This is a genomic window from Streptomyces yangpuensis (assembly GCF_024666385.1).
Lineage (GTDB): Bacteria > Actinomycetota > Actinomycetes > Streptomycetales > Streptomycetaceae > Streptomyces > Streptomyces yangpuensis.
Map to the genome: position 1 here is coordinate 4,664,302 of NZ_CP102514.1, position 12,263 is coordinate 4,676,564.

The 12,263-nt window shown below is 71.7% G+C and carries 12 protein-coding genes; 9 read left to right on the plus strand and 3 right to left on the minus strand.

Translation table 11 applies throughout. The annotated features are described in order from the left end of the window. Position 1: 1 nt before the first annotated feature. On the minus strand, positions 2–1,294 hold the full coding sequence (locus NRK68_RS21450; RefSeq protein ID WP_257856452.1) for an amino acid deaminase: 1,293 nt from the start codon (positions 1,292–1,294) through the stop codon (positions 2–4). Between the two features lie 105 nt (positions 1,295–1,399). Between NRK68_RS21450 and NRK68_RS21455 the strand changes: the two genes are divergently transcribed. Together NRK68_RS21455 and NRK68_RS21460 are read left to right on the plus strand one after the other, a co-directional pair. Next, on the plus strand, positions 1,400–2,152 hold the full coding sequence (locus NRK68_RS21455; RefSeq protein ID WP_183066772.1) for an IclR family transcriptional regulator: 753 nt from the start codon (positions 1,400–1,402) through the stop codon (positions 2,150–2,152). Further along, positions 2,149–2,559 (plus strand): RidA family protein, encoded by a 411-nt coding sequence (locus NRK68_RS21460; RefSeq protein ID WP_183066771.1) that lies wholly within the window; start codon positions 2,149–2,151, stop codon positions 2,557–2,559. The genes NRK68_RS21455 and NRK68_RS21460 overlap by 4 nt, the downstream gene beginning before the upstream one ends. A 107-nt stretch (positions 2,560–2,666) precedes the next feature. Here NRK68_RS21460 and NRK68_RS21465 read toward each other — a convergent pair whose 3' ends face one another. Both NRK68_RS21465 and NRK68_RS21470 read right to left on the minus strand, forming a co-directional pair. Further along, the gene (locus tag NRK68_RS21465; protein ID WP_183066770.1) at positions 2,667–3,998 is read right to left on the minus strand and encodes a M14 family metallopeptidase; all 1,332 of its coding nucleotides are present in this window, start codon (positions 3,996–3,998) and stop codon (positions 2,667–2,669) included. Positions 3,999–4,125: 127 nt separating this feature from the next. After that, complete coding sequence (locus NRK68_RS21470) at positions 4,126–5,817, minus strand: chitinase (protein WP_257856453.1); 1,692 nt, start codon at positions 5,815–5,817, stop codon at positions 4,126–4,128. A gap of 382 nt (positions 5,818–6,199) precedes the next feature. Between NRK68_RS21470 and NRK68_RS21475 the strand changes: the two genes are divergently transcribed. From NRK68_RS21475 to NRK68_RS21505, 7 genes are read left to right on the plus strand one after another with little or no spacing between them, the layout of a single operon-like run. Next, positions 6,200–7,177 (plus strand): hypothetical protein, encoded by a 978-nt coding sequence (locus NRK68_RS21475; RefSeq protein ID WP_183066768.1) that lies wholly within the window; start codon positions 6,200–6,202, stop codon positions 7,175–7,177. A 50-nt stretch (positions 7,178–7,227) separates the two neighbouring features. Beyond that, on the plus strand, positions 7,228–7,929 hold the full coding sequence (cpaB, locus tag NRK68_RS21480) for a Flp pilus assembly protein CpaB (protein WP_183066767.1): 702 nt from the start codon (positions 7,228–7,230) through the stop codon (positions 7,927–7,929). 7 nt (positions 7,930–7,936) lie between these two features. After that, a complete protein-coding gene (locus tag NRK68_RS21485; RefSeq protein WP_257856454.1) occupies positions 7,937–9,205 on the plus strand; it encodes a CpaE/TadZ family protein in 1,269 nt (422 codons plus the stop codon). 3 nt (positions 9,206–9,208) lie between these two features. After that, positions 9,209–9,598 (plus strand): TadE/TadG family type IV pilus assembly protein, encoded by a 390-nt coding sequence (locus tag NRK68_RS21490; RefSeq protein WP_257856455.1) that lies wholly within the window; start codon positions 9,209–9,211, stop codon positions 9,596–9,598. 1 nt (position 9,599) lies between these two features. Further along, positions 9,600–9,971 carry a TadE/TadG family type IV pilus assembly protein gene (locus NRK68_RS21495; protein WP_183066764.1) on the plus strand — a complete coding sequence of 124 codons (372 nt, stop codon included), beginning with the start codon at positions 9,600–9,602 and terminating at the stop codon, positions 9,969–9,971. Beyond that, positions 9,968–11,317 (plus strand): TadA family conjugal transfer-associated ATPase, encoded by a 1,350-nt coding sequence (locus NRK68_RS21500; RefSeq protein ID WP_183066763.1) that lies wholly within the window; start codon positions 9,968–9,970, stop codon positions 11,315–11,317. The genes NRK68_RS21495 and NRK68_RS21500 overlap by 4 nt, the downstream gene beginning before the upstream one ends. Continuing rightward, a complete protein-coding gene (locus tag NRK68_RS21505) occupies positions 11,314–12,252 on the plus strand; it encodes a type II secretion system F family protein (protein ID WP_257856456.1) in 939 nt (312 codons plus the stop codon). The genes NRK68_RS21500 and NRK68_RS21505 overlap by 4 nt, the downstream gene beginning before the upstream one ends. Positions 12,253–12,263 lie beyond the last annotated feature (11 nt).

A 12,263-nucleotide genomic window follows, 5' to 3' on the forward strand; every position in this document is an offset into this window, starting at 1 on the left:
TCTAGAAGAAGGTGCGGACGTAGTCGGTGACGGTGCCGTCGTCCTCCACGACCGGGATCAGCGGCCACTTCTCGAAGATGGTGCAGGGGTGGGCCATGCCGAGGGAGACCTGGTCGCCGACCTCCAGCGGGGTGGCATCGGCGTCCGTCTCGATCCAGGCGTGCTGGTCGGACAGCTTGGTCACCCGGATGCCGGCCGCGGTGCGCTCGACGCCGTCGCGGGCGCTGCGTACGGCGAGCACCTCGGGCAGGCCGAGGTCGTAGGCGATGTCGCGCTTGCCGGCGTTGACGAAGGCCTGGCCGGGCGTGGGGCGGGAGACCACCTGGGTCCACAGCCGGAAGGCGGGGAGCAGGCCGCCCTCCTCGGGGACCCGGTTGAAGGGGGTCAGGCCCGAGTACCACCCGTGGTCGTGGGAGACGTACGCGCCGGAGCGCAGCAGCGGCAGGACGGGCAGCGACAGCTGCGGGATCTCGGCGAAGACCTCGGCGACGGCGTCGAACCATTCGCTGCCGCCGGCGCTGACGATGACCTCGTCCAGGCCGGTGCCGGTGAACAGGCCCTGCTTGTCGAGATCGGCGGCGAGCGCGGTGAGGCGGCGCAGCCAGGCGCGGACGGTGTCGGCGTCGGCGCCGGGCATGGTGGCCTCGTAGCCGGCCACACCCGCCAGGCGCAGGGCGGGGGACGCGGCGACGGCCTCGGCGACGGCCTGGCATTCGGCGTCGGTACGGATCCCCGTGCGTCCCTCGGCGCCGGCGCCGAGCTCCAGGACGACGTCGAGGGTGGCGTCGTGGCCCCGCAGGGCGGCGTCCATCAGCTCGACCCCGCGGACGGAGTCGACGTAGCAGACGAACCGGAAGCCGGGGTCGGCGGCGAGCTCGTCGGCGACCCAGCGCAGGGCGGGTGCGTCGACCAGCTCGTTGGCCAGGAAGATCGTCCGGATGCCGAAGGCACGGCAGACGCGGGCCTGGTGGGGCATGGCGACGGTGATGCCCCACGCGCCGTGGTCCAGCTGGCGGCGGAAGAGCTGCGGTGCCATGCAGGTCTTGCCGTGCGGGGCGAAGGCGAGGCCGTGGCGGGCGGCGTAGGTGCCGAGGGCGGTGAGGTTGTGTTCCAGCGCGTCCGCGTCGAGGGTCAGGACGGGGGTGGTGAACCCGCCGGTGTGCAGGTCCCGGCGCTGGGCGGCGAGCTGCCCGACGGTGAGGCCGTCGGCCTGGGCGTCCGGGGGGAGTCCCTTGAACCGGTGGTCCACCGGCTCGTCGGCGAGGTCCTTGACGGGGTCGCTGGCGGTGGCCATGCGGATGCCTCCCGGGTGTGTTGCGTCGGCTGCAACGGTCGTTGCGTGTACCACTGCATGCTGTCTAACATCCCCGGTGACGGTGGGTCAACGTAAGGACGGCGGATGAGCCAGTCGGTCGAAAGGGCACTCGGCATTCTGCCGCTGCTCGCGCAGGGGCCCGCCGGCCTCGGGGCGGTCGCCGACGAGCTCGGCGTCCACAAGAGCACCGCGCTGCGCCTCCTGCGCACCCTGAACGAGCACGGGTTCGTCTACCGATGCCCCGACGGCCGCTACCGCCTGGGCGCACGGCTCTTCGCGCTCGCCGCCGAGGCCATCGAGAACCTCGACGTCCGCGAGGTCGCCCGCCCCCACCTGGCCGAGCTGAACCAGGCCACCGGGCACACCGTCCACCTCGCCCTGCACCAGGACGACGAGGTCGTGTACGTCGACAAGGTCGACAGCCGCTACCCGGTGCGCATGTACTCCCGCATCGGCAGGCCCGTGCCGCTCACCGTCGCCGCCGTCGCCAAGCTGCTCCTCGCCGACCTTCCCGAGGCCGAACGCCGGGCGCTCGCCCACCGCATCGACTACCCCCGCTACACCGCCCGCTCCACCCCGGACGCCGAGGCCTTCCTGCGCGAACTGGACCTCGTGCGCGAGCAGGGCTGGGCCACCGACCTCGGCGGTCACGAGGAGTCGATCAACTGCCTGGGCGCGCCCGTGCGCGGTCCCGACGGGCGGGTCGTCGCCGCGCTGTCCGTCTCCGCGCCCGGCGTGGTCGTCACGGCGGAGGGGCTGCTCGAACTGCTGCCGCAGGTACTGCGCACCGCCAGTGCCATCAGCCAGGACTGTTCAGGAGTACAGGAGACAGCGTGACCGAGAAGACCGCCATCACCCCTGCCACCCACACCGTTCCGCCCGCGAAGTTCTCGCACGGCGTGCGCAAGGGGAACATCCTGCAGGTCGCCGGCCAGGTCGGCTTCCTCCCGCACGTCGACGGCCGGCCGCCGACCCCGGCGGGGCCGACGCTGCGCGAGCAGACCCTGCAGACGCTGGAGAACGTCCGCTCGGTCCTGGAGGCCGGCGGCGCGGGCTGGGACGACGTCATGATGATCCGTGTCTACCTCACGGACACGGCGCACTTCGCCGAGATGAACGGCATCTACAACGCCTACTTCGAGGAGCAGGGCCTGAAGGAGGCCCCGGCCGCCCGCACCACCGTGTACGTGGGCCTGCCGGACGGGCTGCTCGTCGAGATCGACGCCCTCGCCGTCCTGGGCTGACGCTCCGGCAGACGCGTCACCACGTGCGGGACGCCCCGCCGCAGGGGAAGGGGACGCCCCCCTTCCTGGCGGCGGGGCGCCCCCGCTTCAGGTGCCCGGCTCGGCCCCTACGAGCAGTACTGGGCCTCCTTGCCGATCGAGCGGTACATGCAGTCCGCGTTCTCCAGCAGCTGGAGCACCGCGTCCTTGTTGCGGGCGGTCTCGCGGTCGATCACCTCGTCCGGCGGGTAGAAGCCGCCGCCGCCGCTCTCCGGGTACATCTCGAAGGTGTAGGAGAAGATCTTCTGGTTGCCCCACAGCCAGTCGTCGATCGTCCCGTCCGTGATGTACAGGTCGCTGGCCTGCTCCGGCGTGTAGCCGTTGCTGGCCGCCATGCTCGTGCCGATCTTCTTGTAGACGGCGAGGTCGTCGGCGGTCAGGCCCGGGGCGGTGTCGTTGTAGGTGTAGCCGAAGGGCCACAGCACGAGCTCGCTGTAGGTGTGGAAGTCGATCGCGGCCTTGATCTGCTGCTTGCCGCCGACCACCCGGCTGCGCACGAAGTCCGAGACGGCCTTCACCTCGGGCGCCGACTCGGCGGCCGGGCCCCGGTAGGTCTCGGAGCTCCTGCTGCCGCTGGAGCCGCCGCAGCAGCCCCACTTGTAGTTCCAGTTCCGGTTCTCGTCGGTGCCGACGTAGGAGGATCCGGAGTTCGGCTGCCGGTTCTTGCGCCAGGAGCGGTAGGAGCCGGTGGCGATGTCGTACTCGCCGCCGTCCGGGTTGAGGTCCGGGACGATCCAGATCTCGCGGCCGTTGACGGCGTTGGCCACCCGGGAGTCGGTGCCGTACTTGGAGGTGAACTCCTTGAGCAGGTACAGCGCCATCTCGACGGTCAGGTGCTCGCGGGCGTGCTGGTGCGCGGTGAAGAGCACCTCGGGCTCGGACTCGTCCGTGCCGACGTTGTCGCTGATCTTGATGGCGAGGAGGTCCCGGCCCTGGTACGACTTCCCGATCACCCGCTTGGACGCGATCGCCGGATACTGCGCGACGAGCTGGTTGATCTCGGCCGTCGCCTCGGCGTAGTTGTGGTACTTGGAGTCCGCCGAGGGGAAGTCCATCGGGCTGGCAGCGATGCCGGGCATCGAGCGTTCCGGCGGACCGGGGAGGGCGGTCAGCTTGTAGCCGAGCTCCCTCAGCTTCTTGGCCTGCATGGTGTCGGCGCTGACCACGACGGTGTGGTCGTCCACCTCGTCGATCGAGACACCGGTGCCGAGCAGGGCGGTGCGGTCGGCGACGGTGGAGGGGCCGTGGATCCGGTACTGGACGATGGCCTCGTCCTGGGTGGCGGTGGAGGGGCTGGGTGGTGGCGATGCCGTCGCGCTCATGCCGTAGGCGGGTGCGCCGAGCGCGAGCGCCAGCAGGGCCGCCGTCAGGCCGGCCCTCCGGCGGGTATGGAGCCGCATGCGTTCTCCTGGGTGGGGAGTGTGGGGGTAGCCGTGCGGACGCGCTCAGCGTCCTCTCGTGGCATGTCCCGGTCAAGGACCTCGGGCGTCGGCCGAACCGTTCCGGCCACCCCCACACGTGTACCGCCTACGGCAGCCCGTGGACCTTGGGACCCACCGAGTTCGACCAAGCACTACCCGCCTTGGCGTCCCAGTTGGTGGACCAGGTCATCGCGCCGCGCAGTCCCGGGTAGGTCTTCGACGGCTTGAAGGATCCGCAGTTCGTGCCGCGGGTCAGGCAGTCCAGGGCGTTGTTCACGACGGTCGGGGAGACGTAGCCGCTGCCCGCGCCGCTGGGGGAGGCCGGGACGCCGATCCCCACCTGGGAGGCGTCGAGGCCGCCCTCCAGCTGGATGCAGGCCAGCGCGGTGAGGAAGTCCACCGAGCCCTGGGAGTAGACCTTGCCGTCGCAGCCGTTCATCGAGCCGCTGTTGTAGTACTGCATGTTGACGACGGTGAGGATGTCCTTGATGTTGAGCGCCGTCTTGAAGTAGCCGCCCTGCGTGGACTGCATGTCGATCGTCTGCGGGGCCATGGTGATGACGAGCGAGGGGCCCGCCTTCGCGGACAGGGCGCGCAGCGCCTGCGTCATGTAGGTGGGGTTGAGGCCGTTCTCCAGGTCGATGTCGATGCCGGTGAAGCCGTACTCCTGCATCAGGGCGTACGCGGAATTCGCCAGGTTGGTCGCCGAGGCCGAGTCGTTGACCGTGATGGTCCCCTTCTCGCCGCCGATGGAGAGGATGACCGACTTCCCGGCCGCCTTCTTCGCGGCGATGTCGGCCTTGAACTGGGCCACCGTGTAGCCGCCGAGGCCGGCCGAGTCGAGGTTGAAGGTGATGGCGCCGGGTGTGGCGGTGGCGTCGGCGAAGGAGACGGCGATGATGTCGTACTGCGCGGAGACGTCGGAGATCTTCTGGACGGTCGCGCCGTTGTTGAAGTTCTGCCAGTAGCCGGTCAGGGCGTGCCTGGGGACGGCCGGGTTGCCCGGGTTCCCGCCGCCGGTCGTGGTCCCGGTCACCGGTGCGGACCTCGGGCCCTCGCCCGTCGCGTTGTACGCGCTCACCTGGAAGGAGTACGAGGTGGCGGGCGTCAGCCCGGTGAGGGAGGTGGAGGTCCCGGTCAGGGTCTGAACACGGGCGCCGTCCTGGTAGACGTGGTATCCGGCCGCTCCGCCGACGGCGTTCCACGAAAGGGTGAGGCCGTTCGCGCTCTGGCCGGAAACGGCGGTCCCGGCCGGTGCGCCCGGGATGCCCGGACCGGGGTCGGTGCCCCCGCCGCCGTCCGGGCCGAAGACGCTGAACTCGTCCACGACGTAGCCCGGCTGGCCGTACCAGCCGTGGGTGTAGACGGTGACCTGGGTGGTGGAGGGGCCGGTGGTGAAGGTGGTGGACAGCTTCTGCCAGCCGCCGCCCGAGCCGGGGGTCCAGGTGGAGACGTCCTGCGTGCCGGTCCCGGTCGCGCCGAGGTAGACGTAGCTGCCCTGCACCTGTGTGCTCAGCGTGTATGTCGAGTTCGGCCTGACCGTGACGGTCTGGCTGCAGCGGGCGTTGTCGGAACCGGCCGGTGTGGCCTTCAGGGCGCCGGCTCCGGCGTACACGGGGGAGGAGACGGCGGCGCCGCTGCCGCCGGAGCAGGACCAGTTGGCGAGACCCGACTCGAAGCCGCCGTTGCGGGCGACGTTGACGTCCGCTGCCTGTGCGGTGCCGGTGGCGAGGGCCGTGAGCGCCCCGGCGGCGACGGCGGCGGCGAGCGGCAGGGAGAGGGAGCGTATGCGGTTCACGTGGGCTCCGTGGGGGGGAGGTGGGGTGGTGAGGGGAGAGCCGGGCCGTGTGGGGTGGGGCCGGCTCACGGCGTGCGCTGCCAAGTTGGTCCAGACCAATCCCTGTGTCAAGAGTCTTCGCAAAGTGGCTTGAAATGGCTCAATGCGCGATCCCTGTTGTCCGGGTTTCCCGTCACCTGTGACCGCTGCCTTACACACGGGAATCACCAAGCCCCTGACCTGCCAGGGGTGACGCGGTTATGGTGCTGGGGCAAGGGGGGATGGACGACGGCCGTCCGCGGTCGCGCACCGATGCGCGCACGCGACGCGGCTGCGACGCGTCCCCGTCGAGCGCGCGAAAGTCCGGGCGTACGGGGAAACGTGGGGGAACGGGGGAATTCGCGTGCCGACCGCCATCGCTGTCACCAGCGCCGATCTGGTGCTTCCGGCCCCTGACCGGCACACACCCGGGGCCGCCCTGCTGCACCCGCCCGAACAGCACGACCTGGAGGCCGCCCTCGCCGCCGCCGGCGCCCTGCTGGAACGGCACGGTCACCTCGTGGCCCTCGTACCGCCCTGGCTCCCGCGCCCCACCGTCCAGCGGCTGCACACCGTCCGGGCCATCCTGGAAACCGACCGGATCGCGCTGCTCGACATCGATCTGCCCCCGCTGGGAACGGCCCTGCTGGCCCGTCAGCTGCGCCAGCTCAGCGTCTGCGACTTCAGCCCCGGAATCATCGCCTCCGCGGCCCGGCTGCTGTCCCACTACATCTACGCCGGCGCCCTGCTGGGCTCGGTCGCCAAACTCGACCGGGTCCGCGTCCCCGTCGGGCTCGGGGCGCACGCCCGGTCCTGGTCGCCGGGCGCACAGTTCGCCGTACTCGCCCACCCGGCACCGCACCTCGCCCGGCTGGGATCCACCGGCGCCGGGCGCGGCGGGCGCGGTACGCGGGGCGGGGCGCACGGCGGGGGCCACGGCAGCCGGGGCGGCTCCCCGGGCGGTGCGCAGGACGCGGCGTCGGCGGCGGTCATGCCCGCCGGCCCCGACTTCGCCACGCACCTCACGTTCGCGCGCGGCCAGCTCACCTCCGACTGGGTCGCCGCCGAACTCGCCCCCGCCTGGCAGGTGCAGGGCGTCATGGAGAACCCGCTGCCGGCCGCCTCACCCGCCTGGTGGGGCACCCCCAAGCTGGTGGAGTTCGCCGCCGGCATCCCCGACCTGTCCGTGCTCTACCAACTGGTCGCCTCGGTCCGCCGCGAGCAGTGCCGCTGGTGCGGCCTCGAACTCATCGGCGACCGCTGCGGCTTCTGCGCCGCCCCGCTCGCCGCCCCACCGCCGCCCGCGGCGGCGCCGGCGGGCACCGGCCGCTCCAGACCCTGACCGACGACCGAACGTACGGATGAAGAAAGAACGGCGAGGTAGTACGGCCTATGAACTCACGCCAGCGCCGCGGCGTCATTCTGCTGCTCCTGTCGGTCCTCTGCGCCCTGGGGGCCTTCGCCGGAGTCCTCGTGGTGATCGGCGACGTCAACTCCAAGGTCGGCTCCGAGGTCGTCGCCTACCGCGCCAAGGCCGACATAGCGCCGTACAGCCCCCTGGGGGCCGGCCAGTTCGAGGAGGTCAGGATCCCCGAGCGGTGGCTGTCCGCCACCGCCGTCACCGACCTCGGCGCACTCAAGGACAAGATCGCGCTCACCACCCTGAAGAAGGGCTCGCTGCTGCAGGCGGACATGTTCGTCGACCGGCCGCAGCTCCAGCCCGGCGAGCAGGAGATCGCCATCATGATCGACGCGGCGACCGGCGTGGCCGGGAAGATCACCTCAGGCGCCAAGGTCAACATCATCGCCACCTTCAAGGGCGCCAAGGACACCGAACCCTCCCGCTCGGTGATCATCGTCGCCAACGCCCGGGTCCTGAACGTCGGCAGGCTCACCGCCCTGGAGAAGGACAGCGACCGCAAGGGCCCCGCCGAGGCCGTCCCGATCACCTTCGCCCTCAGCACCAAGGACACCCAGCGCGTCGCGTACGCCGAGTCCTTCGCGGAGCACGTGCGCCTGGCCCTCGTCGCCCCCGGCACCGACTCCGCGCCCGCCGCCGGCGACCGTACGTACACCCTCGACGGGGACAAGTGAGGCCCGGATGACCACCCGAATCCTCCCCGCGGTCGGCGACCCGGACGCCGCCCGCATCTTCTCCACTCTGCTCAGCCAGCTCCCGTCGGCGGAGCCCGCCACGCCCGTCCCGGACTCGACCACCCTGCTGGACACCCTCGCCCGGCTCGCCGCCGACTCCGTCGACGAGCTGCCCGAGGTGGTCCTCGTCCACGAGCGGATCGGCCCGGTGCCCGCCCTGGAACTCATCCGGGAAGTGGCCCTCCGCTTCCCGGCGGTGGGGGTCGTCCTGGTCTCCTCGGACGCCGGCCCGGCGCTCTTCTCCGCCGCGATGGACTCCGGCGCCCGCGGACTGGTCGGCCTGCCGCTGTCCTACGAGGAACTCGCCGCCCGCGTCCAGGCCGCCGCCCAGTGGTCCGTGGGCGTCCGCCGCCACCTGGGCAGGGGCGCGGCCGACACCTTCACCGGGCCGGGCGGACGCGTGGTCACGGTCACCGGCGCCAAGGGCGGCGTGGGCACGACCTTCACCGCCGTCCAGTTCGCCCTGGCCGCGGCCGCCTCGGGGCGGCGCACCGCACTGGTCGACATGGACCTCCAGGCCGGCGACGTGGGCTCGTACCTCGACGTGCAGTTCCGACGGTCCATCGCCGACCTCGCCGGGATCCAGGACATCTCGCCGCGGGTCCTCCAGGACGCCGTCTACGAGGACCGCACCGGCCTCGCGCTGCTGCTGGCCCCGGCCGACGGCGAACGCGGCGAGGAGGTCGACGACCGGGCCGCCCGCCACATCGTCGGCGCCCTGCGCAGCCGCTACGAACTCGTCGTCGTCGACTGCGGCACCCAGGTGACCGGCGCCAACGCCGCCGTGGTCGAGATGGCGGACGTCGCCGTCCTGGTCACCACCCCGGACGTGATCGCCGTACGGGCCGCCAAGCGCATGGTCCGCCTGTGGGAGCGGCTCCAGGTCCGCAAGGCCGAGGACACCGCGGTGGTCGTCAACCGCTGGAGCAAGCACACCGAGATCCAGCCCGCCCTGATCGAGAAGATCACCAAGACCCGAGCCACCCGCACCCCGGTCCCGGCCGCCTTCAAGGAACTCCAGGCCGTGGTGGACGCGGGCCGCGTCCAGGACCTCGACAACCGTTCGACGGTGAAGCAGGCCCTGTGGACCCTGGCCGGCGAACTCGGCCTGCTGGCCGCCCCGGACACCCCGGCGACCCCCGCGCCCCCGGGCGGCGCCCTGACCCTGCGCGCCGCGGGCACGGTCTCCCGCCTGCGCCGCGGCCGGGAGGGCTGACGGATGCGCACCCCCGCCCGGAGAGGGGCCGGCGACACCCGGAGCCGGGGCGACCGGGGCCAGGTGGCGATCGAGTTCGTCGGCACGGTACCGCTGATCCTGCTCCTGGTGGCGGCGGTGTGGGAGTGCGTCCTGATCGGCTACGCCTTCTCCCTGGCGGGCAACGCGGCGGACGAGGCGGCCCGCGCGGGGGCGGTGCACGGGCCCGAGTTCTGCGAGGCGGCGGCGAAGGAACACATCGGGGAGGCGTGGGGCCCCAAGGCGCACTGTGAGCAGTCCGGCGACATCATGCGGGCGAAGGTCACCCTCGGCATCCCGGTCTTCTTCCCCGGGCTCGACTTCGGCGAGATCGACGGCACCGGCGGCGCGGCGCTGGAGAAGGAGGCGGACTGACATGAGGCGGCGACGCATCCGCTCCGACCGGGGCCAAGTGGCCCTGGAGTACATCGGCTTCGTCCCGATCCTGCTGTTCGTGGCCCTGTGCGCGATCCAGCTGGGCTGGGTCGCGTACGTCCACGAGCAGGCGGACACGGCCGCCCGTACGGCGGCGCGTGTGGAGGCGCAGCACCGGGGCAGGGGAGAGGCGGCGGGGGTGGCGGCCGTCCGGGAGGGTCTCGGCGCGCGCGTCGTCGTGAGGACGACGGCCGACGCCGTCACGGCCGTCGTCACCATCCCCGTCAACTCGATCATCCCCGGGCTGAACCCGGCCGATGCCAAAGCCACAGCCGTCATGCCCAACGACGACCCCGAGGTGACCGGACCATGAGCCTGCGTTCCCGGGTCGGCACCCCTGACGACCGCCACAGCCCGCGCGAGGACGGCCGGCTGGTCTCCTCCTACCGCGCCAAGCTGCTGGAGGAGATCGACCTCGCCGAGATGTCCGCGCTCGCGCCCGCCGAGCGCCGGGCGCGCCTGGAACGCGTACTCGGGCACATCATCAGCCGCGAGGGACCCGTCCTCTCCACCGTCGAGCGGGCGCAGCTCATCCGCCGCGTCGTCGACGAGGCCCTCGGGCTCGGCGTGCTCGAACCGCTCCTCGAAGACGCCTCCATCTCCGAGATCATGGTCAACGGCCCCGACCAGATCTTCGTCGAGCGGGCCGGCCGGGTGGAGCAGCTCCCCCTCCGCTTCGCCTCGCACGAGCAGCTCATGCAGACCATCGAGCGCATCGTCTCGACCGTCAACCGCCGTGTCGACGAGGCGAATCCGATGGTCGACGCGCGCCTGCCGAGCGGCGAGCGCGTCAACGTCATCATCCCGCCGCTCTCCCTGACCGGCGCCACCCTCACCATCCGCCGCTTCCCGCGCGCCTTCACCCTGCACGAGATGATCGCCCTCGGCTCCCTCGACGAGCAGATGCTCCTGCTGCTGTCGGGGCTGGTCCAGGCGAAGATGAACGTGATCGTCTCCGGCGCCACCGGCACCGGCAAGACCACCCTCCTCAACGCCCTCTCCGGCCTGATCCCGGAGGGCGAGCGCATCATCACCATCGAGGACTCCGCCGAACTCCAGCTCCAGCAGGCCCACGTCATCCGTCTGGAATCACGCCCGGCGAACGTGGAGGGCAAGGGCCAGATCACCATCCGCGACCTCGTACGCAACTCCCTGCGCATGCGCCCCGACCGCATCATCGTCGGCGAGGTCCGCGGCGGTGAGACCCTCGACATGCTGCAGGCCATGTCCACCGGCCACGACGGCTCGCTGGCCACCGTCCACGCCAACAGCTCCTCCGACGCCCTCACGCGCCTGCAGACGCTGGCGTCCATGTCGGAGGTCGAGATCCCCTTCGAGGCGCTCCAGGACCAGATCAACAGCGCCGTCAACGTCATCGTCCAGCTGACGCGCTTCGGTGACGGCTCCCGCCGCATCACGGAGATCTCCATCCTCGAATCCCACGGCCGTGAACCCTTCCGGATCACCACGGTCTGCCGGTTCGTCGCCCAGCCCATGGGGCCCGACGGCCGCGTCCACGGCTTCTTCGAGTACTACCCGCTGCCGCGCCGCATCGCCGAACGCCTCTACATGAACAACCAGCCCATCCCGCAGGCCTTCGGCGTCGCACTGCCGGACGACCCCCTCACCACCCCGCACATCACACGGACCGCCCTGTGAACCCACTGATCCTCCTCACCCTCGGCGTCACGCTGCTGGCCTGCGTCCTCGCGGTCGTCGGCCTCCAGGCGTACGCGGCCGGGCGCGCCCAGCACGCCGCCCTCGTCGAACGCCTCTCGGCGAGCGGCGCGCCCGCCCCGCTCGGCCGGGTGCGCCGCTTCCGCACGATCGACCGCCGGCTGCGCAAGACGCGGCTCGGCCGCCGGATCGAGCAGAAGCTCGCGACCACCGGCCTGGACCTCACGCCCGGCGAGTTCTTCGTCTACATGCTCGGTTCGATCGCGGGCGTCTGGCTCGTCGCGTCGTCCCTCCTCGCGCCGTTCTTCGGGCCGGTGGCCGGCCTGATCGGCGTCTGGGCGGCGAACGCGTTCCTGGCCTGGCAGCGGGCACGGCGTACGGAGCGCTTCATCAACCAGCTCCCCGACCTGGCCCGCATCCTCGCCAACGCCACCCAGGCCGGGCTGGCCCTGCGTACCGCCATCGGCATCGCGGCGGAGGAGCTGGAGGCACCGGCGGGTGAGGAGCTCGCGCGGGTCGCCGACCGGCTCGCCGTGGGCCACTCCATCGAGGAGTCCCTGGGGGAGCTCACCGAACGCCTGCCGTCGCGCGAACTCGTCGTCCTCGTCTCCACCCTCGTCCTGTCGGCGCGGGCCGGCGGCGCGATCGTGGACAGCCTGCGCAACCTGACGGTGACGCTGGAGCAGCGCAAGGAGACGCGTCGCGAGATCCGCACCCAGCTGTCCCAGGTCACGGTGACGGCCTACCTGGTGCCGGCGATCGGGCTCGGCTCGCTGCTCCTCGTCGACATGATGATGCCGGGCGCGCTGGACCGGATGACGGGCGCGTTCTTCGGGCAGACGGCGGTCCTCGTGGCGCTCGGCCTCTTCGCGCTGGGCTTCGTCCTCATCCGCCGCCTGTCGAAGATCGACGTGTGAGGGGGCGAACG

What these genes read in the sequence shown, in the direction of transcription:
- NRK68_RS21450 (WP_257856452.1), bottom strand. Translation starts at nt 1,294, where the DNA reads ATGGCCACCGCCAGCGACCCCGTCAAGGACCTCGCCGACGAGCCGGTG.
- NRK68_RS21455 (WP_183066772.1), top strand. Translation starts at nt 1,400, where the DNA reads ATGAGCCAGTCGGTCGAAAGGGCACTCGGCATTCTGCCGCTGCTCGCG.
- NRK68_RS21490 (WP_257856455.1), top strand. Translation starts at nt 9,209, where the DNA reads ATGCGCACCCCCGCCCGGAGAGGGGCCGGCGACACCCGGAGCCGGGGC.
- NRK68_RS21485 (WP_257856454.1), top strand. Translation starts at nt 7,937, where the DNA reads ATGACCACCCGAATCCTCCCCGCGGTCGGCGACCCGGACGCCGCCCGC.
- NRK68_RS21495 (WP_183066764.1), top strand. Translation starts at nt 9,600, where the DNA reads ATGAGGCGGCGACGCATCCGCTCCGACCGGGGCCAAGTGGCCCTGGAG.
- NRK68_RS21500 (WP_183066763.1), top strand. Translation starts at nt 9,968, where the DNA reads ATGAGCCTGCGTTCCCGGGTCGGCACCCCTGACGACCGCCACAGCCCG.
- cpaB (WP_183066767.1), top strand. Translation starts at nt 7,228, where the DNA reads ATGAACTCACGCCAGCGCCGCGGCGTCATTCTGCTGCTCCTGTCGGTC.
- NRK68_RS21465 (WP_183066770.1), bottom strand. Translation starts at nt 3,998, where the DNA reads ATGCGGCTCCATACCCGCCGGAGGGCCGGCCTGACGGCGGCCCTGCTG.